14 protein-coding genes are annotated in these 19,762 nt (G+C 70.0%); all 14 read left to right on the forward strand.

The genetic code is table 11. The features are described 5' to 3' along the window. Positions 1-108 precede the first annotated feature (108 nt). The gene (locus tag ACNFOC_RS24190; RefSeq protein WP_416961219.1) at positions 109-2,880 is read left to right on the forward strand and encodes a nitrate- and nitrite sensing domain-containing protein; all 2,772 of its coding nucleotides are present in this window, start codon (positions 109-111) and stop codon (positions 2,878-2,880) included. A gap of 473 nt (positions 2,881-3,353) precedes the next feature. Continuing rightward, a complete protein-coding gene (locus ACNFOC_RS24195; protein WP_416961204.1) occupies positions 3,354-4,025 on the forward strand; it encodes a response regulator transcription factor in 672 nt (223 codons plus the stop codon). A gap of 110 nt (positions 4,026-4,135) precedes the next feature. After that, positions 4,136-6,187 (forward strand): excinuclease ABC subunit UvrC, encoded by a 2,052-nt coding sequence (gene uvrC / locus ACNFOC_RS24200; RefSeq protein WP_416961205.1) that lies wholly within the window; start codon positions 4,136-4,138, stop codon positions 6,185-6,187. After that, a complete protein-coding gene (rapZ, locus tag ACNFOC_RS24205) occupies positions 6,184-7,188 on the forward strand; it encodes an RNase adapter RapZ (RefSeq protein WP_416961206.1) in 1,005 nt (334 codons plus the stop codon). Before uvrC ends, rapZ begins: the two co-directional genes overlap by 4 nt. Then, a complete protein-coding gene (locus ACNFOC_RS24210) occupies positions 7,185-8,252 on the forward strand; it encodes a gluconeogenesis factor YvcK family protein (RefSeq protein WP_416961207.1) in 1,068 nt (355 codons plus the stop codon). The genes rapZ and ACNFOC_RS24210 overlap by 4 nt, the downstream gene beginning before the upstream one ends. Further along, complete coding sequence (gene whiA, locus ACNFOC_RS24215; protein ID WP_019067568.1) at positions 8,243-9,232, forward strand: DNA-binding protein WhiA; 990 nt, start codon at positions 8,243-8,245, stop codon at positions 9,230-9,232. The genes ACNFOC_RS24210 and whiA overlap by 10 nt, the downstream gene beginning before the upstream one ends. A 208-nt stretch (positions 9,233-9,440) precedes the next feature. Next, the gene (locus ACNFOC_RS24220; protein ID WP_416961208.1) at positions 9,441-12,398 is read left to right on the forward strand and encodes a M14 family metallopeptidase; all 2,958 of its coding nucleotides are present in this window, start codon (positions 9,441-9,443) and stop codon (positions 12,396-12,398) included. A gap of 189 nt (positions 12,399-12,587) precedes the next feature. After that, positions 12,588-13,598: a type I glyceraldehyde-3-phosphate dehydrogenase gene (gene gap, locus ACNFOC_RS24225; RefSeq protein WP_406128056.1), complete on the forward strand. Its 1,011-nt coding sequence runs from the start codon at positions 12,588-12,590 to the stop codon at positions 13,596-13,598. Between the two features lie 155 nt (positions 13,599-13,753). Next, positions 13,754-14,965 (forward strand): phosphoglycerate kinase, encoded by a 1,212-nt coding sequence (locus ACNFOC_RS24230; RefSeq protein WP_416961209.1) that lies wholly within the window; start codon positions 13,754-13,756, stop codon positions 14,963-14,965. A gap of 5 nt (positions 14,966-14,970) precedes the next feature. Further along, on the forward strand, positions 14,971-15,747 hold the full coding sequence (gene tpiA, locus ACNFOC_RS24235; protein ID WP_416961210.1) for a triose-phosphate isomerase: 777 nt from the start codon (positions 14,971-14,973) through the stop codon (positions 15,745-15,747). A gap of 109 nt (positions 15,748-15,856) precedes the next feature. Then, the gene (gene secG, locus ACNFOC_RS24240; RefSeq protein WP_078652560.1) at positions 15,857-16,090 is read left to right on the forward strand and encodes a preprotein translocase subunit SecG; all 234 of its coding nucleotides are present in this window, start codon (positions 15,857-15,859) and stop codon (positions 16,088-16,090) included. Positions 16,091-16,297: 207 nt separating this feature from the next. Next, positions 16,298-16,633: an RNA polymerase-binding protein RbpA gene (locus ACNFOC_RS24245; RefSeq protein WP_078623027.1), complete on the forward strand. Its 336-nt coding sequence runs from the start codon at positions 16,298-16,300 to the stop codon at positions 16,631-16,633. Between the two features lie 132 nt (positions 16,634-16,765). Continuing rightward, positions 16,766-18,034, forward strand: a complete 1,269-nt coding sequence (locus ACNFOC_RS24250; RefSeq protein ID WP_416961211.1) for an MFS transporter — start codon at positions 16,766-16,768, stop codon at positions 18,032-18,034. Positions 18,035-18,088: 54 nt separating this feature from the next. After that, positions 18,089-19,741 carry a glucose-6-phosphate isomerase gene (gene pgi, locus ACNFOC_RS24255; protein ID WP_416961212.1) on the forward strand — a complete coding sequence of 551 codons (1,653 nt, stop codon included), beginning with the start codon at positions 18,089-18,091 and terminating at the stop codon, positions 19,739-19,741. The last annotated feature ends 21 nt before the right edge of the window (positions 19,742-19,762 follow it).

A 19,762-nucleotide genomic window follows, 5' to 3' on the forward strand; every position in this document is an offset into this window, starting at 1 on the left:
ACCATCAGCTACGCGGGGTTCAACCGGCCGTGGGCCACCTGGCTCGCCCACCAGCTGGAGCAGTTGGGGCACGAGACGACCCTGCTGCGGTGGGACCCGCCGAGGCAGATGTCGCTCGCCGACGCGCCGCAGGCGCGCAGTCCGCGCGCCGGCCGCCCCGCCCCGCACGGTCCCCGCCGTCGGCTCCCCGGGCCCGCCGCCGCCCTCCGCATCCCCTTCCTCGCCCGGCTGCGGGTCGGGCGCAAGCTGATGCTCCTGGTGCTGCTCCCGGTGACCGGCATGCTGGCGTTCACCGTATTCGGCGCCCTCACACAGTGGCGCGAGGCACAGACGATGCGGGACTTCCGTACGGCGACCGCGCTGTCGTTCCGTACCACCGCGCTGACCGACGCCATCGCCAGGGAACGCATCGCCGCCGTGCAGGCCCGGCTGCGTCCCGGACCGGCGGCCCTGAAAGAGCGCTCCCGCACGCGGCACGCCACCGACACAGCCCTGAACGCGGCCCTCCTGGACGCGGCCGGCCGGCCCGGTCCGCCCGACGTACCGGGCCGCCTGGAGGCGCGGAACCGTCAACTGCACGCCCTGCGGCTCCAGTCGGGGACCGGCTCGCTCACCGCGCCCCAACTCGCCGCCCAGTACGACACGATCGAGGACGACCTCCTGGACCTGGCCGCCACCCTGGAGTCCGGCCGGCCGACCCGCGCCTCCGGCCAGGCGGCCGACGCCCACGTCGCGCTCCTGAACGCCATCGAGGCCGCCGAACGCGAACGCGTCGAACTGGCCGTGCTGTTCGCCGCCCCCGCCGCCCCGCGCGCCACCGCCACGGACCGCTGGTCGGCCCTGGAGAAGGCGCTCCTGGACGACTTCGGCCGGACCGCGCCCGCCGGCCTCAAGGGCAGGCTCTACGTCGCACTCCTCCAGCCCCCGGGCCTCGTCGTCCGCAAGACCCGCGAGACCCTCGCCGACCCGCACGCCCAGCGGAACGCCTGGCCCACGTACGCCGGTTGGCTGACCGCGTCGACGCGGCGCATCGAGGCACTGCGCGTCATCCAGCACCAGGCCGCCGCCGAGCTGGGCGACGACGCCGCGCACGATCTCGACACCGCACGCACGCGTGAGGCACGCGACCTCAGCGTGTCGCTGGCCGTCCTGGCCGCCGTCACCGTCCTCGCGCTGGCCCTGCGGCTGTCGATCACCCGCCCGCTCAGCGAGGTCTCCGCGGGCGCCCGGGCGCTGTCCGAGGGCGACCTGTCGTACGACATCCGGTACGCGGGCCGGGACGAACTCGGCGCCGTCGCCGACACGTTCCGCGAACTGCGGGTCACCACCGAACGGCTCGCCGACGAGATCAACACCATGAACACGGCGATCGACGACAACCGGCTCGGCCACCGCGCGGACGTCGCCGCGTTCGAGGGGACCTGGGCGCAACTGCTCGGCGGCATGAACGGCACCATGGCGTCCTTCGCCGCGGCACACGGGCGGCGCGACAAGGCCGAGCAGGAGCTGGCGAGCATCTTCCACCTCTCCCTCGACCTGTTGTGCATCGCCGGACTCGACGGCTACTTCAAGCGTGTGAACCCCGCCTTCGAGCGGACCCTCGGCCACGCCGCCGACACACTCCTGGGCAGACCCTGGCTGGAGTTCGTGCACCCGGAGGACCGGGCACGCACGCGTGCCGCCCTCGACCGGCTGGCGAGCGGCGTCGAACTGGCCGAGTTCGAGAATCGCCTCCTCCGGGACGACGGCACCGAACGCTGGCTCCAGTGGAACGCCCGCCCGGTCACCGCGGACGGCCTGATCTACGCCGCCGCACGCGACGTCACTGAGAGCCGCCGCGCCGCCCGCGAACAGACCGCGCTGCGCCGGGTCGCCACCCTCGTCGCACGCGGGGTGCCGCCGCACGAGGTGTTCTCCGAGGTCGCCGACCAGGTGGGCAAGGTCCTGAGCAGCGGCTCCGCCGCGGTCCTGCGCTACGGCGCCGACGGAGCCGCCACCGTCCTCGGCTCCGCCCGCGGGCCCGCCGCCGACGCCGAGAGGGCCGCCGCGGCGGAGGTGGCGCGCACCGCCCGCCCCGCGCGCGTGGGCCGCTCGGTGGGCGCCCCCATCGTCGTGGACGACCGGCTGTGGGGTGCCGTCGTCGCGGCCGCCGCCGGAACCGAACCGCTGCCCCCGGGCACCGAGTCCCGGCTCGCCGACTTCACCGAACTCGTCGCCACCGCCCTCGCCAACGCCGACAGCCGCGACCAGCTCACGGCGTCACGCGCGCGCGTGGTGGCCGCCGGGGATGCCTCCCGACGCCGTATCGAACGCGACCTGCACGACGGCGTCCAACAGCGGCTCGTCTCACTCCAACTCGACCTGAGAACGGCCCAGTCGATGCTGGACGAACAGCCCGAGGAACTCGCCGACCAGCTGGACCACATCGCCAAGGGCCTGGACGACACCTTCGCCGACCTGTTGCAGGTCGCGCGCGGCATCCACCCCGCGATCCTCTCCAAGGGCGGCCTGGGCCCGGCCCTGCGCGCGCTGGCCCGCCGCTCCGCCGTGCCCGTGGAACTCGACCTGCGGCTGCCCGCCGGCCGCCTCCCGGAGCGGATCGAGGTCGCCGTCTACTACGTGACCTCCGAGTGCCTCACCAACGCCGTCAAGCACGCGCGCGCGACCTTCGTCGAGGTGTCGGCGCGGGTCGAGGACGACGTCCTGAAGGTGACGATCGCCGACGACGGAGTGGGCGGCGCCGACCTCGGGAACGGCTCCGGGCTCATCGGACTCGTCGACCGCGTCGAGGCGATCGACGGCAAGCTGCGCGTCGCCAGCCCACCGGGGGAGGGCACGACCCTCACCATACGGCTCCCGCTTCCCCGGACGGAGGGGTGACCGCCCGAGGCGTACGCGAGGGGGTCCAGGCCGGGGGAGCCATGGACTCGGTGACGTCGCGTACGCGTCGGGCGGTCTTCTCGGACGGAGAGGCAGCCGTCCGGCTCTAGGGGTGCTCCGAGGTTCCGGCACGTATGCGCTTGGCGCGCACCACATCGGGGTCCCGCGGGTCCAGGAGGTCCTTCAAAGAGCGGGTGTCGTCCTCGTACGGGCGGACACGGACCGACCGCCGTCGTCTGTCCGCCCGTGTCCGCCGCATCTCCCGCAGCCCTTCCGACGTTCCGGCCGGGGGCCTGTCGCCTCTCGCCCGGGTGACCGGTCCGCCCGCATCCGCACTGCTACGAGAATCGCTCGGACACGGTCCCGTGTCGTCACGGCCACCCCCCAATTCCCTTACCCGCTAGCCGTACCCGACCCGGTCCGGCAGGCTGTGCGTTGCGCACCGCACTGGTCGGGCAGGGGGAGCCGGGACGATGGACGCAGCGCAGCAGACCGCGCGGGGACGGGTCGTCCTCGCCGACGACGACGTCCTGCTCAGGGAGGGCCTCGCGAGCCTGTGCGAACGCCTGGGCTACGAGGTGGCGGGCCAGGCCGGTGACGCGGTACGGCTCCTGGAACTGGTCGACGCCGAGCGGCCCGACCTCGCGATCGTCGACATCAGGATGCCGCCCGACCACTCCACCGAGGGCCTGAAGGCGGCCCGGACGATCCGCGAGCGCCACCCCGACACCGGCATCCTCGTGCTGTCCGCGTTCGTCGAGGTCGAGGAGGCACTGGAGCTGCTGGCCGGCGGGCACAAGGTCGGGTATCTCCTCAAGAGCCGGATCACGGTCGTCGACGAGTTCGTCGAGGCCCTCGACCGCATCCACAAGGGCGGCTCGGTCGTCGACCCCTCCCTGGTGCACGAGCTGTTCTCGGCGCAGCGCCGCGACGACCCGCTGTCCTTCCTCAGCACCCGCGAGCGCGAGGTCCTGGCGCTGATGGCGGAGGGCCGCTCCAACGCCGGCATCGGCCGCCGGCTGTGGGTCACCGAGGGCACCGTCGAGAAACACGTCCGCAGCATCCTGGGCAAACTCCGCCTTCCGGAAGCCGCGGACGATCACCGCCGTGTCCTGGCGGTTCTCACGTTTCTGGAGTCCAGGTAGGAGTCCCGCTCGGAGTACCTGCCGGACACCCGACAAGAGTTCCGCCGGGCGTGTCCGGCGTTGTCCACAGCCCCGCCGCGCTGTCACTCCGCGCCAGTAGGGTGTGAAACATGGCCGATCCCTCCAGCTACCGCCCCAGGCCGGGAGAGATCCCGGACTCGCCCGGGGTCTACAGATTCCGCGACGAGCACCGCCGGGTGATCTACGTCGGAAAGGCGAAGAGCCTGCGCCAGCGCCTGGCGAACTACTTCCAGGACCTGGCCGGACTCCACCCGCGCACGCGCACGATGGTCACCACGGCCGCGTCGGTGGAGTGGACGGTGGTGTCCACGGAGGTCGAGGCACTCCAGCTGGAGTACTCCTGGATCAAGGAGTACGACCCCCGGTTCAACGTCAAGTACCGCGACGACAAGAGCTACCCGTACCTCGCGGTGACGATGAACGAGGAGTACCCGCGCGTGCAGGTGATGCGCGGTCACAAGAAGAAGGGCGTCCGCTACTTCGGGCCGTACGGACACGCGTGGGCGATCCGCGACACCGTGGACCTCCTGCTGCGCGTGTTCCCCGTCCGCACCTGCTCGGCGGGCGTCTTCAAGAACGCCGCGCGCACCGGCCGCCCCTGTCTGCTCGGCTACATCGGCAAGTGCTCGGCTCCTTGTGTCGGCCGCGTCTCCGAGGAGGAGCACCGCGAACTGGCCGAGGAGTTCAGCGACTTCATGGCCGGCCGCACCGGCACGTACATCCGCCGTCTGGAGAAGCAGATGACGGACGCGGCCGAGGAGATGGAGTACGAGCGGGCGGCCCGCCTCCGTGACGACATCGAGGCCCTGAAGAAGGCCATGGAGAAGAGCGCGGTCGTCCTCGCCGACGCGACCGACGCCGACCTGATCGCGGTCGCCGAGGACGAGCTGGAGGCGGCCGTCCAGATCTTCCACGTCCGCGGCGGACGCGTGCGCGGCCAGCGCGGCTGGGTCACCGACAAGGTCGAGGACGTCACCACCGCGGCCCTCGTCGAACACGCCCTCCAGCAGCTCTACGGCGAGGAGAGGGGGGACTCCGTCCCCAAGGAGGTCCTCGTCCCGGCCCTGCCCGACCCGGTGGAGCCGGTCCAGGAGTGGCTGACGGACCGGCGCGGGGCGAACGTGTCTTTGCGCATCCCGCAGCGCGGCGACAAGAAGTCCCTCATGGAGACCGTCGCGCGCAACGCCCAGCAGTCGCTGATCCTCCACAAGACCAAGCGCGCCTCCGACCTCACCACCCGCTCGCGCGCCCTGGAGGAGATCTCCGAGGCCCTCGACCTGGACAGCGCCCCCCTCAGGATCGAGTGCTACGACATCTCGCACCTCCAGGGCGACGACGTCGTGGCGTCGATGGTCGTCTTCGAGGACGGCCTGTCGCGCAAGAGCGAGTACCGCCGCTTCCAGATCAAGGGCTTCGAGGGCCAGGACGACGTCCGCTCCATGCACGAGGTGATCACCCGCCGCTTCCGGCGCTATCTCGCCGAGAAGGAGAAGACGGGGGAGTGGACGGACGGCGACGAGCTGAGGGACCTTAAGGACGACGAGGGCCGCCCCAAGCGGTTCGCCTACCCGCCGCAGCTCGTCGTGGTCGACGGCGGGCAGCCGCAGGTCGCCGCCGCCAAGAAGGCCCTCGACGAGCTGGGCATCGACGACATCGCCGTGTGCGGCCTCGCCAAGCGCCTGGAGGAGGTCTGGCTCCCGGACGACGAGGACCCGGTGGTCCTGCCCCGCACCAGCGAGGGCCTCTACCTCCTCCAGCGGGTCCGCGACGAGGCCCACCGCTTCGCGATCACCTATCAGCGCGCCAAGCGTGCCAAGCGGTTCCGGGCGAGCCCCCTGGACGACGTGCCCGGCCTCGGCGAGACACGCAAGCAGGCACTGATCAAGCACTTCGGTTCGGTGAAGAAGCTGCGGTCCGCGACAATCGATCAGATCTGCGAGGTTCCGGGCATAGGTCGCAAGACCGCCGAGACCATCGCGGTGGCCCTCGCCCAGGCGGCCCCGGCCGCACCCGCCGTGAACACGGCGACTGGAGAGATCATGGAAGACATGGAAGACGGGACACCCGGGACCACGGCGGGTGCCCCAGGGGAGCCCGTACCCGCGGGAGCCCCGGACGAGCGACGGGGGCAGGAGACATGACCGAGCAGGAGAAGCGGCCCACAGCGGACCGAGATCAGACCCACAAGGAGACGGGTGAGGATCAGGCTCCACCGGAAGGCACCCAGGACAACGGAGCAGAAGTGAGTACGGACAACACGACACCCGGGGTGCCCGAGGCGGCCATCCCCGAGCTGGTGATCATCTCCGGCATGTCCGGAGCCGGGCGGTCCACGGCCGCCAAGTGTCTGGAGGACCTCGGCTGGTTCGTCGTCGACAACCTCCCGCCCGCCCTGATCCCCACCATGGTGGAGCTCGGCGCCCGCTCCCAGGGCAACGTGGCACGGATCGCGGTCGTCGTGGACGTACGCGGACGACGCTTCTTCGACAACCTCCGCGAGTCCCTCGCCGACCTGGAGTCGAAGAACGTCACCCGGCGGATCGTCTTCCTGGAGTCCTCCGACGACGCCCTGGTGCGCCGCTTCGAGTCGGTGCGCCGTCCGCACCCCCTCCAGGGCGACGGCCGCATCGTCGACGGCATCGACGCCGAACGCGAGCTGCTGCGCGAACTGCGCGGCGACGCCGACCTGGTCATCGACACCTCCAGCCTCAACGTCCACGAACTCCGCGCCAAGATGGACGCCCAGTTCGCCGGCGAGGAGGAGCCCGAACTGCGGGCCACCGTCATGTCCTTCGGCTTCAAGTACGGCCTCCCGGTCGACGCCGACCTCGTCGCCGACATGCGCTTCCTGCCCAACCCGCACTGGATCCCGGAGCTGCGCCCCTTCAACGGCCTCAACGAAGAGGTCTCGGCGTACGTCTTCAACCAGCCCGGCGCCAAGGAGTTCCTCGACCGGTACGCCGAGCTCCTGCGGCTCATCGCGGCCGGCTACCGGCGCGAGGGCAAGCGGTACGTGACGATCGCGATCGGCTGCACCGGCGGCAAGCACCGCTCGGTCGCCACGGCGGAGAAGCTCGCCGCGCGGCTCGTGGCCGAGGGCGTGGAGACGGTGGTCGTACACCGGGACATGGGACGGGAATGACAGGACGTAGCCCACGGCTGGGCAGGCTGCGCCGAGTGGTGCCCGAAGGACGGACGACCAGGCCCGTGGAGGCCCGCGGCGGCAAGCCGCGCCGGCGCGGCACCCAGCCCAAGGTGGTCGCCCTCGGCGGCGGCATGGGACTGTCCGCCTCGCTCACCGCACTGCGCCGCATCACCGGCGACCTCACCGCCGTCGTCACCGTGGCCGACGACGGCGGCTCCAGCGGCCGCCTGCGCGACGAACTGGGCGTACTGCCCCCGGGGGACCTGCGCAAGGCGCTGGCCGCGCTGTGCGGCGACGACGACTGGGGCCAGACCTGGGCCCGTGTCATCCAGCACCGCTTCCAGTCCAAGGGCGACCTGCACGAACACGCGGTCGGCAATCTGCTGATCGTCGCCCTGTGGGAGCAGCTCGGTGACCACGTCCAGGCCCTCGACCTGGTCGGCAAGCTGCTCGGCGCGCACGGGCGCGTGCTGCCCATGTCCGCCGTACCGCTGGAGCTCCAGGCCCTGGTCAAGGGGCACGATCCGGCGCGGCCCGACGACGTCGACACCGTCCGGGGACAGGCGACCGTGGCGCTCACGCCCGGCGAGGTGATGTCCGTGCACGTCGTGCCGCACGACCCGCCGGCCGTGCCCGAGGCGGTCGCCGCCGTGCTCGACGCGGACTGGGTGGTGCTCGGTCCCGGCTCCTGGTTCTCGTCCGTCATCCCGCACCTGCTGGTGCCGGAACTGCTCGACGCGCTCACCCAGACGAAGGCGCGCCGGGTACTCTCCCTGAACCTCGCGCCGCAGCCCGGAGAAACCGATGGCTTCTCCCCGCAGCGTCATTTGGAGGTTTTGGGACGACACGCCCCTAAACTCGCCCTGGACGTGGTGCTGGCCGACGAGGCCGCCGTGCCCGATCGCGCGTCGCTCACCGAAGCCGCCAAGCGGCTGGACGCCGCGGTCGAGCTGGCGCCGGTGGCCCGGACCGACGGAACTCCAAGGCACGACCCGGAGCTGTTGGCCGCCGCGTACGACCGTATTTTTCGGATGCATGGAAGGATCGGCCCATGGCGATGACGGCAGCGGTGAAGGATGAGATCTCCCGGCTCCCCGTCACCCGGACCTGCTGCAGGAAGGCGGAGGTCTCCGCCATTCTGCGGTTCGCCGGAGGCCTCCACCTGGTGAGCGGGCGCATCGTGATCGAGGCGGAGCTGGACACCGCGATGGCGGCGCGCCGGCTCAAGCGGGACATCCTGGAGATCTTCGGCCACAGTTCCGAACTGATCGTGATGGCGCCCGGCGGACTGCGCCGCGGCTCCCGTTACGTCGTCCGGGTGGTCGCGGGCGGCGATCAGCTGGCCCGGCAGACCGGGCTCGTGGACGGCCGCGGACGCCCCATCCGGGGCCTGCCGCCGCAGGTCGTCTCGGGGGCCACCTGTGACGCCGAGGCGGCCTGGAGAGGTGCGTTCCTGGCGCACGGCTCGCTGACCGAGCCCGGCCGGTCCTCCTCCCTGGAGGTGACCTGCCCGGGTCCGGAGGCCGCGCTCGCGCTGGTCGGCGCGGCCCGTCGGCTGTCGATCGCGGCCAAGGCGCGCGAGGTGCGCGGGGTCGACCGGGTGGTCGTCCGTGACGGCGACGCGATCGGCGCCCTGCTCACCCGGCTCGGCGCCCACGAGTCGGTGCTGGCCTGGGAGGAGCGCCGGATGCGCCGCGAGGTGCGCGCCACGGCGAACCGGCTCGCCAACTTCGACGACGCGAACCTGCGCCGCTCGGCCCGCGCGGCCGTCGCCGCCGGAGCCCGGGTGCAGCGTGCCCTGGAGATCCTCGCCGACGAGGTCCCCGAGCACCTCGCGGCTGCGGGCCGGCTGCGCATGGACCACAAGCAGGCCTCCCTGGAGGAGTTGGGCGCCCTCGCCGACCCGCCGCTCACCAAGGACGCGGTGGCCGGCCGTATCCGCCGACTGCTGGCGATGGCCGACAAGCGGGCCCAGGACCTCGGCATCCCGGGCACGGAGTCCAGCATCACCGAGGAGATGGCCGACAACATGGTCGGCTGACCAGGACGCGAGAGGGCTCGGCTGACGATCCCTCAACACGCCGGTGCGGATGCCTGCTTACGGCATCGGCACCGGCGTTTCGCCGTATATGGCCCTGTGACCCGCCGGACCCCGTTTGACTGTCCTTGAGGCACCCTTGACTCGATCATGAAGTGTCATGAGCCTGGCAACTGTTCGCCGCTGTGGCGAACGATTGCTAGGGGGATTCATGAGACACAGAGCGAGATCGATCCTCGCTGTCGGCGCCCTCCTGATCGCAGGGGCGAGCATCGCACCCATCGCCCAGGCGCAGGGCGGGAGTTCCGCGAAGTCCGACCCTGCCGAGGTCAAGGTCTTCCACGCGGACGTCACCCAGCAGCAGATACCCCTGCTCCTGAAGGCCGGACAGGACGCCCACGAACTCGGCGACAACCAGTTCTCCGCGTCCGGAAAGACCGCCGTCGAGGTCTACCTCACCGACCAGCAGGCCCAGAAGCTGGAGAAGCAGGGCGTCGACCTCACCGAGCACACCCTCTCGGCCAAGGCCGAGACACGCGTCGAGGACGCGGCGCAGGGCGTGTTCCGGCCGTACAGCGGAAGCGGCGGTCTGGCCGAGGAGATCGTCAAGGCGGGCCAGGCCAACCCCGGGCTCGCCAAGGTCGAGTCCATCGGGAAGACGGTCGGCGGCCAGGACATCCTCGCGCTCAAGCTGACCAAGAACGCGAAGACGACCAAGGACGGCTCCAAGCCCTCCGTGCTCTACGTGTCCAACCAGCACGCGCGCGAGTGGATCACGCCGGAGATGACCCGCCGGCTGATGCACTACTACCTGGACAACTACAAGACCGACAAGCGCATCAAGAAGATCGTCGACTCGACCGAGCTGTGGTTCGTGCTCTCCGCCAACCCGGACGGCTACGACTACACCTTCCAGAACTCCGACACCCGCCTGTGGCGCAAGAACCTGCGGGACAACAACGGCGACGGCGCCATCTCCACCGGCGACGGCGTCGACCTCAACCGCAACTTCGCCTACAAGTGGGGCTACGACGACGAGGGTTCGTCCCCGAACCCCACCAGCGAGACCTACCGCGGTACCGCTCCGGCCTCCGAGCCCGAGACCCAGGCGCTCGACGGGTTCGAGAAGCGGATCGGCTTCACCTACGGCATCAACTACCACTCCGCCGCCGAACTCCTCCTCTACGGAGTGGGCTGGCAGGTCGCGACGCCCACCCCGGACGACGTCCTCTACGAGGCGCTCGCGGGTACGCCCGACAATCCGGCGATCCCCGGCTACCACTCGCAGGTCTCCTCGGAGCTGTACACGACCAACGGCGAGGCGGACGGCCACGCGTCGAACGTCAACAGCATGTCGATGTTCACCCCCGAGATGTCGACCTGCCAGACCGCGTCGAACATCGACCCGAACGACGCCTGGAACGCGGCCGACTGCCAGTCCGTCTTCAACTTCCCCGACGACGAGAAGCTGATCCAGGACGAGTTCGCGAAGAACATCCCCTTCGCGCTCTCCGTCGCCGAGACCGCCGCCCACCCCGACCGGCCCACGTCGTCGGTCGGCCTCAGCGCCGCCGACTTCACCCCGGCCGCCTTCCCGACGTCGTACTCGCGCGGCGCCGACCAGGAAGTCGCCGTCGTCGTACGGAAGTCCGTGCGCGACAAGGAGCTCAAGTACCGCGTCAACGGCGGCCGTACGGAGGACATGGCGCTCAAGCCCTGGAAGGGCGGCCAGACCTACGGCGGGGACGACAACCTGTACTTCGACGAGTACCGCGCCAAGGTCCAGGACGGCGACCCGGGCGACAAGGTCGAGGTGTGGTTCACCGGTGAGACGAAGGCCGGGAAGCCCACCTCCAGCGCGCACTTCACCTACACGGTGGTCGAGCGGCCCGCGGCCGACACCCTCGTCGTCGCCGAGGAGGGCGCTGCCGCCACCCAGGCACAGACCTACGTCGACGCCCTGAAGGCGAACGGCCGCAAGGCGGTCGTCTGGGACGTCGCCACGCAGGGCGCGCCCGACGCGCTCGGCGTCCTCGACCACTTCAAGACCGTCGTCCACTACTCGGGCACGGCGGGACCGCGCATCGACACCCAGCTCCAGCTGCGCGCCTTCCTGAACGAGGGCGGCAAGCTGATCGAGGCCGGCGAACAGGCCGGCGGCTCCGTCGCCCTCGCCGACGGCACCCCCTCGAACGACTTCAGCCAGTACTACCTGGGCGCCTACTCGCGTACGTCCACCCCCGGAGCCACCGGTTTCACCGGCTCCGGCAAGCTCGCCGGCTTCACCGGGCCGCTCAGCGGCGCGCCCGGCAACCCGCTGGACCGCGCCGGTACCTACAGCGTCACCTCCGACTCGCTGTCGCCCACCACGTACCCGCAGTTCGCGAGTGCCGGGGCGGGCCAGTTCGCCGGGACCGTCAACCCGTACGGGCCCTACGCGGGCTCCTACATGGCCGCCGCCGTCCACACCGACGACGCCTACAAGCGCCTCACCCGCACCATCGACCTCACCGGGGTGAGCGCGGCCGACAAGCCCACCCTGCGCAGCGAACTGCTGTGGGACACCGAGCCCGGCTACGACCACGCCGTGGTCGAGATCCACACCACCGGGACCGACGACTGGACCACGCTCCCCGAGGTGGGCGGCGCGACCGGCACCGCCGTACCGACGGAGTGCGAGGCCGGCTTCCTGGTCGCCGAGCACCCCTGGCTCAAGCACTACCTGACCGTCGCGTCGAGCGGCTGCACCGCGACCGGCACCACCGGCGCGTGGAACAGCCTCACCGGCGCCTCCAACGGCTGGCAGCAGGTCGGCTTCGACCTGAGCGCCTATGTCGGCAAGTCCGTCGAGGTCTCGCTCAGTTACATCACCGACCCGGGCTCCGGCGGTCACGGCGTCCTCGCCGACGACGCCTCGCTCGTCGTGGGCGGCACGGCGACCCAGACCGAGGGCTTCGAGACCTCGCTCGGCGCCTGGACCGTGACCGGCCCGCCCGCCGGCAGCCCCGCGGTCCTGAAGGACTGGACCCGCACCGGAGCCCTGTTCCAGACGTACGGCGCGGTCACCACCGACCGCACCGTGCTGCTCGGCTTCGGCCTGGAACAGGTCACCTCGGCGACCGACCGTGCGGCCCTTCTTAAGAAGGCTTTGACCGCTCTGACCAGCTGACCCTGTGTGACGATGTCATGAACATCAAGGGCGGTCCGTACCCCTACTGGCGGGTACGGACCGCCCTGCCGTGTATGGGGCATCTCGATGTCACCACGGAGGGCTCAGGGAGGTAGGGTCGTAGGCGGTCGGGGACATCCCATACAACTCGCCGGCACTGAGCCGGCGTACCAACGAGGAGATCGGTTCGTGACGATCCGCGTAGGCATCAACGGCTTTGGCCGCATCGGTCGTAACTACTTCCGCGCGCTGCTGGAGCAGGGTGCTGACATCGAGATCGTGGCTGTCAACGACCTGGGTGACACCGCGACCACCGCTCACCTGCTCAAGTACGACACCATCCTGGGCCGCCTCAAGGCCGAGGTGTCGCACACCGCCGACACGATCACCGTCGACGGTCACACCATCAAGGTGCTGTCCGAGCGCAACCCCGCCGACATCCCGTGGGGCGACCTCGGTGTCGACATCGTCATCGAGTCCACCGGCATCTTCACGAAGAAGGCCGACGCCGAGAAGCACATCGCCGGCGGCGCCAAGAAGGTCCTCATCTCGGCTCCGGCCAAGGACGAGGACATCACCATCGTGATGGGCGTCAACCAGGACAAGTACGACGCGGCCAACCACCACGTCATCTCGAACGCCTCCTGCACCACCAACTGTGTGGCGCCGATGGCCAAGGTTCTCGACGAGAACTTCGGCATCGTCAAGGGCCTGATGACGACGGTCCACGCGTACACCAACGACCAGCGCATCCTGGACTTCCCGCACTCGGACCTGCGCCGCGCGCGTGCCGCCGCCGAGAACATCATCCCGACCACGACCGGTGCCGCCAAGGCCACCGCCCTGGTCCTCCCGCAGCTCAAGGGCAAGCTGGACGGCATCGCGATGCGCGTCCCGGTCCCGACCGGTTCGGCCACCGACCTGGTCGTGACGCTTCAGCGCGAGGTCACCAAGGACGAGGTCAACGCCGCGTTCAAGAAGGCATCCGAGGACGGCGACCTCAAGGGCTACCTGTCGTACACCGAGGACCAGATCGTCTCCTCGGACATCGTCGGCGACCCGGCCTCCTGCACCTTCGACTCCTCCCTGACCATGGTCCAGGAGGGCACCTCGGTGAAGATCCTCGGCTGGTACGACAACGAGTGGGGCTACTCCAACCGCCTCGTCGACCTCACGGTCTTCGTCGGCGGCCAGCTCTAACTCCCAGAGCAGGCAACTCGATGTGAGTCAGGGCTCGGGCAGCGCACGCCGCGCTGCCCGAGCCCTTGCTACGTAGTGTCCGAGCCTTTGGCCTTCGCTACGTAGTGATCGATCAGCCCTCTCGGATCTGAAGAGCCCTCCCTAGGAGTCCCTTTATGAAGACGATCGACGAACTTCTCGCCGAAGGCGTGGACGGCAAGCGGGTCTTCGTCCGCGCCGACCTCAACGTCCCGCTGGCCGACGGCCTCATCACCGACGACGGCCGCATCCGCGCCGTCCTGCCCACGGTCAAGGCCCTCGTCGAGGCGGGCGCCAAGGTGATCGTGGCCTCGCACCTGGGCCGCCCCAAGGGTGCCCCGGACCCGGCCTTCTCCCTGCTCCAGCCCGCCGAGCGCCTGGCCGAACTCCTGGGCGCACCGGTCGCGTTCGCCCAGGACACCGTCGGCCCCGCCGCCCACGACGCGGTGCGTGGCTTGGAGCCCGGCCAGGTCGCGGTCATCGAGAACCTGCGCTTCAACCCGGGCGAGACCTCCAAGGACGACGTCGAGCGCGGCGAGTTCGCCGACCAGCTCGCCGCCCTGGCGGACGTCTACGTAGGCGACGGTTTCGGCGCCGTGCACCGCAAGCACGCCTCGGTGTACGACCTCCCGGCCCGCCTGCCGCACTACGCCGGCTACCTCATCGCCACCGAGGTCGGCGTCCTGAAGAAGCTCACCGAGGACGTCAAGCGGCCCTACGTGGTCGCCCTCGGCGGCTCCAAGGTCTCCGACAAGCTCGCCGTCATCGACCAGCTGCTCGGCAAGGCCGACCGCATCCTCATCGGCGGCGGCATGGCCTTCACCTTCCTCAAGGCCAAGGGCTACGAGATCGGCGCCTCCCTGGTCCAGGACGACCAGCTGCCCGCCGTCACCGAGTACGTCGAGCGCGCTGAGAAGAACGGCGTCGAACTCGTCGTCCCCGTCGACGTCGTGACCTCGGCCGGCTTCCCGGACCTGAAGACGAAGGCCCCGTCCAACCCCACCACCGTCGCCGCGGACGCCATCCCCGCCGACCAGATGGGCCTCGACATCGGTCCCGAGACCGGTGCCCTGTACGCCTCGAAGCTCGCCGACGCGGCCACCATCTTCTGGAACGGTCCGATGGGCGTCTTCGAGCACCCCGACTACGCCGAGGGCACCAAGGCGGTCGCCCAGGCCCTTCTCGACTCCCCGGCCTTCACGGTCGTCGGCGGTGGCGACTCCGCCGCGGCCGTCCGCATCCTGGGCTTCGACGAGACCGCATTCGGCCACATCTCGACCGGCGGCGGCGCCTCCCTCGAATACCTCGAGGGCAAGACGCTCCCCGGCCTCGCCGCACTGGAGGACTGACCTTAATGAGCACGCGCACGCCGATCATGGCGGGCAACTGGAAGATGAACCTCAACCACCTTGAGGCCATCGCCCACGTCCAGAAGCTCGCCTTCGCCCTCGCGGACAAGGACTACGAGGCCGTCGAGGTCGCCGTCCTGCCGCCCTTCACCGACCTGCGCTCCGTGCAGACCCTGGTCGACGGCGACAAGCTCAAGATCAAGTACGGCGCCCAGGACATCTCGGCGCACGACTCCGGCGCCTACACCGGCGAGATCTCCGGTGCGATGCTGGCCAAGCTGAAGTGCACGTACGTGGCGATCGGCCACTCCGAGCGCCGCCAGTACCACGCCGAGACCGACGAGATCGTCAACGCCAAGGTGAAGGCCGCCTACAAGCACGGCCTGACCCCGATCCTGTGCGTCGGCGAGGAACTGGACGTCCGCGAGGCGGGCAACCACGTCGCCCACACGCTCTCCCAGATCGAGGGCGGCCTCAAGGACGTCCCGGCCGAGCAGGCCGAGTCCATCGTCATCGCCTACGAGCCCGTCTGGGCCATCGGCACCGGCAAGGTCTGCGGCGCCGGTGACGCCCAGGAGGTCTGCCAGGCCATCCGCGGCAAGCTCGCCGAGCTGTACTCGCAGGAGCTGGCCGACCAGGTCCGCATCCAGTACGGCGGCTCCGTCAAGTCCGGCAACGTCGCCGAGATCATGGCGCAGCCCGACGTCGACGGTGCCCTGGTCGGCGGTGCCTCGCTGGACGCGGACGAGTTCGTCAAGATCGCGCGCTTCCGCGACCAGTGAGTCCGGCAGTGTGTAGGCCGTAGCGACGATCCGTCGTACTCTTGCGGGGGCATAGGGCTGTCTCTATGCCCCCTGTCGTCCATCCGAATCCGAGGAAGTTGGTCCAGCCGTGGTTTTGGGGTTCTCGATCGCCCTGATCGTCTTCAGCCTGCTGCTGATGCTGCTGGTGCTGATGCACAAGGGGAAGGGCGGCGGTCTCTCCGACATGTTCGGTGGCGGCATGGCGTCGTCCGTCGGCGGCTCTTCGGTCGCCGAGCGCAACCTGGACCGCATCACCGTGGTGCTCGGTGTGCTCTGGTTCGCCTGCATCGTCGTGCTCGGCCTGCTGATGAAGACGAGCTGACCGCACGTTCCATCGCACATTCCGTACGTAAGGCCCCATGTTCGGTACGCGCAGCTGAGCGCGGCCTATCATGGGGCTTGCGTCTAGGTGTAGGGGCTGTAACTCCAACCACTGGACGCGCGTTGGGCCTTACGTAGACTGAGGCGCTCGCAACGGAGCGAAAACGCCGACTCGCTTCGCGGCACCATCACGCAGGGAGTTACGACCGTGGCAAGTGGCAACGCGATCCGAGGAAGCCGGGTCGGGGCGGGGCCGATGGGCGAGGCCGAGCGCGGCGAGTCCGCGCCCCGGCTGCGCATCGTCTTCTGGTGCTCCAACGGACACGAGACACAGCCCAGCTTCGCCAGCGACGCGCAGGTTCCCGAAACCTGGGACTGCCCCCGCTGTGGCTTCCCGGCCGGACAGGACCGGGACAATCCGCCGGCCCCGCCGCGCACCGAGCCCTACAAGACGCACCTCGCGTATGTACGGGAGCGGCGCAGCGACGCGGACGGCGAGGCGATCCTCGCCGAGGCACTCGCCAAACTGCGGGGAGAAATCTAGGAGTTGAACCGGCCGGACGCCCACAGGGTGTCTGGCCGGAGCTGTTTCGCAGGCCGGTGGCCGACCGCCTCCGGACCGATTGTCAGTGGTGCCCTCTACGGTTTGTGAAGTGACGAATCGTGAGGGGGAGCAGTGACGACGGTCGAGGTGACGGGTACTCATGTGCCCGCGTGGCGTGGGGGGTTCGGGCGGCTGTGGAGTGCCGCCGTGATCTCGCGGTTCGGGGACGCGCTGCGTACGGCCGCGCTGCCGCTGCTCGCGGTGCGGCTCACCGACGATCCACTCGTCATCGCCTCCGTCACCGCCTGCGGATACCTCCCCTGGCTGCTCTTCGGGCTCCTCGGCGGCGCCGTCGCGGACCGGGTCGACCAGCGGCGCGCGATGTGGGCCGTGGATCTGGTACGAGGCCTGCTCGTCGCGTGCTTCGCGCTCGCCGTCGGACTCGGCCACGCCTCGATCCCGCTGCTGCTCGCCCTCGCCTTCTGTCTGACCACGCTCCAGACCCTCTTCGACAACGCGTCCACGGCTCTGCTGCCGTCCCTGGTGGACCGCGAGGCGTTGGGCAGCGCCAATGCCCGGCTGATGACCGGGCAGCAGCTCGCGGGCGGTCTGCTGGCCGGTCCGCTCGTGCCGCTGCTGCTGACGGCCGGAGCCTTCATGCCGTTCGCTGCCGACGCGAGCACCTATCTCCTGGCCGCCGCCCTCGTGGCCTCCCTGCGCACCCGCCCGCCCGAGCGGGAGCCGCGCCCGGCCGGCAGCACCCTCAGGACGGAGATAGCGGAAGGCCTGCGCGCCCTGTGGGGAGACCGGGCCCTGCGCGCGGTCTGCGTGGCCACCCTGCTGTGCAACATCGGCATGGGCGCCCTGATCGCCACACTGGTCCTGCATGTGACCCGCTGGCTGAACGCGGGCAATGCCGGATACGCGGCCGCGATGACGGCATACGCGATGGGCAGCTTCTCCGGGGGCTTCCTCGCCCAGCGGATCGCGCGCCGCACCGGGCGGGTCCGGGCGCTGCTGCTGGCCGGGAGCGTCCAGACGGCGTCGCTGCTGCTCATGGGCACCGTCCGCCACCTGGCCGCCCTGGTCGCGGGCATGTTGCTGCTCGGCGCGATGAACATGGTGTGGAACGTCAACCAGGTCACCCTGATGCAGCAGCGCAGCCCCGCCGCCATGGTCGGCCGTATCGCCTCCGCGTTCCGCACGTCCTCGACGTCGGGAGCTCCGCTCGGCGCCCTGCTCGGCGGAGTCGTGGCGGGGACTTACGGACTCAACGGCCCAGCCCTGCTCGCGGCAGCCCTGTTCGGGCTGGCCGTCGCCTCGTTGATACCCGGGGTCAAGCCGGACGTACCTGTTGTTGCCCCGCAGGACGACGCGACGACCGCTCATGCCACGGGCTGATCAATTAGGTTGGAACCGGCCCCCAGGTCGGTAGGAAAGAAGGCTGAAGTCGCAATGAACGCAGACGGCCGTACCAGGCTCAACCAGACGCCCGAGTGGACCGCCTTGGCCAAGCACCGTGAGGAGCTCGGCGAGGTGCAGCTGAGGGAGCTGTTCGCCGCCGATCCCGGGCGCGGCACCGGCTACACGCTCAAGGTCGGTGACCTGCACCTCGACTACTCGAAGCACCTCGTCACCGACGAGACCCTGCGGCTGCTGCACGCGCTGGCCGTCGCCACGGACGTGTTCGGCCTGCGGGACGCGATGTTCCGCGGCGAGAAGATCAACGTCACCGAGGACCGCGCGGTCCTGCATACCGCGCTGCGCGCCCCGCGTGACGCGGTGATCGAGGTCGACGGCGAGAACGTCGTGCCCCAGGTGCACGCGGTCCTCGACAAGATGGCCGGCTTCGCGGACCGGGTCCGCTCCGGCGAGTGGACCGGGCACACGGGCAAGCGCATCAAGAACGTCGTCAACATCGGCATCGGCGGCTCCGACCTCGGTCCGGCGATGGCGTACGAGGTGCTGCGAAGCTTCACCGACCGCGGTCTGACGGTTCGGTTCGTGTCGAACGTGGACGGCGCCGACCTGCACGAGGCGGTCCGCGACCTCGACCCGGCGGAGACGCTGTTCATCATCGCGTCCAAGACGTTCACCACGATCGAGACGATCACCAACGCCACCTCGGCCCGCGACTGGCTGCTCACCGAGCTGAAGGCCGGTCAGGACGCCGTGGCCAAGCACTTCGTGGCGCTGTCGACGAACGCAGGCAAGGTCAGCGAGTTCGGCATCGACACGGACAACATGTTCGAGTTCTGGGACTGGGTCGGCGGACGCTACTCCTACGACTCGGCGATCGGGCTGTCGCTGATGATCGCGATCGGCCCGGACCGTTTCCGCGAGATGCTCGACGGTTTCCACCTCGTCGACGAGCATTTCCGCACCGCGCCCGCCGAGTCCAACGTGCCTTTGCTGCTTGGGCTGTTGGGTGTCTGGTACGGCAACTTCCATGACGCCCAGTCGCACGCCGTGCTGCCGTACAGCCACTACCTGTCCAAGTTCACCGCCTACTTGCAGCAGTTGGACATGGAGTCGAACGGCAAGTACGTGGGCCGGGACGGCCAGGAGGTCGACTGGCAGACCGGGCCGGTGGTCTGGGGCACCCCGGGGACGAACGGGCAGCACGCGTACTACCAACTCATCCACCAGGGCACGAAGTTGATCCCGGCGGACTTCATCGGCTTCGCCGAGCCGGTGGCCGAGCTGAGCGAGGGGCTGAAGGCGCAGCACGACTTGCTGATGGCCAACTTCTTCGCGCAGACACAGGCGTTGGCGTTCGGCAAGATGCCGGACGAGGTGCGGGCGGAGGGTGTGCCCGAGGAGCTGGTGCCGCACAAGACGTTCAAGGGCAACCACCCCACGACCACGATCCTGGCCCGCGAGCTGACCCCGTCCGTGCTCGGGCAGTTGATCGCGCTGTACGAGCACAAGGTGTTCGTCCAGGGCGCCGTCTGGAACATCGATTCCTTCGACCAGTGGGGAGTCGAGCTGGGCAAGGTCCTCGCCAAGCGCGTCGAACCCGCCCTGAGCGAGGGTGCGGACGTACCCGGCCTGGACGCGTCGACGACGGCCCTGGTCGCCAAGTACCGCGAGCTGCGCGGGCGTTGAGCCACCAAGTCGCCGAGTCAC

It is taken from the genome of Streptomyces colwelliae (assembly GCF_048158785.1).
GTDB lineage: Bacteria > Actinomycetota > Actinomycetes > Streptomycetales > Streptomycetaceae > Streptomyces.

What these genes read in the sequence shown, in the direction of transcription:
- ACNFOC_RS24190 (WP_416961219.1), top strand. Translation starts at nt 109, where the DNA reads ATGTCGCTCGCCGACGCGCCGCAGGCGCGCAGTCCGCGCGCCGGCCGC.
- pgi (WP_416961212.1), top strand. Translation starts at nt 18,089, where the DNA reads ATGAACGCAGACGGCCGTACCAGGCTCAACCAGACGCCCGAGTGGACC.
- rapZ (WP_416961206.1), top strand. Translation starts at nt 6,184, where the DNA reads ATGACCGAGCAGGAGAAGCGGCCCACAGCGGACCGAGATCAGACCCAC.
- ACNFOC_RS24210 (WP_416961207.1), top strand. Translation starts at nt 7,185, where the DNA reads ATGACAGGACGTAGCCCACGGCTGGGCAGGCTGCGCCGAGTGGTGCCC.
- whiA (WP_019067568.1), top strand. Translation starts at nt 8,243, where the DNA reads ATGGCGATGACGGCAGCGGTGAAGGATGAGATCTCCCGGCTCCCCGTC.
- tpiA (WP_416961210.1), top strand. Translation starts at nt 14,971, where the DNA reads ATGAGCACGCGCACGCCGATCATGGCGGGCAACTGGAAGATGAACCTC.
- ACNFOC_RS24220 (WP_416961208.1), top strand. Translation starts at nt 9,441, where the DNA reads ATGAGACACAGAGCGAGATCGATCCTCGCTGTCGGCGCCCTCCTGATC.
- ACNFOC_RS24195 (WP_416961204.1), top strand. Translation starts at nt 3,354, where the DNA reads ATGGACGCAGCGCAGCAGACCGCGCGGGGACGGGTCGTCCTCGCCGAC.
- ACNFOC_RS24230 (WP_416961209.1), top strand. Translation starts at nt 13,754, where the DNA reads ATGAAGACGATCGACGAACTTCTCGCCGAAGGCGTGGACGGCAAGCGG.
- uvrC (WP_416961205.1), top strand. Translation starts at nt 4,136, where the DNA reads ATGGCCGATCCCTCCAGCTACCGCCCCAGGCCGGGAGAGATCCCGGAC.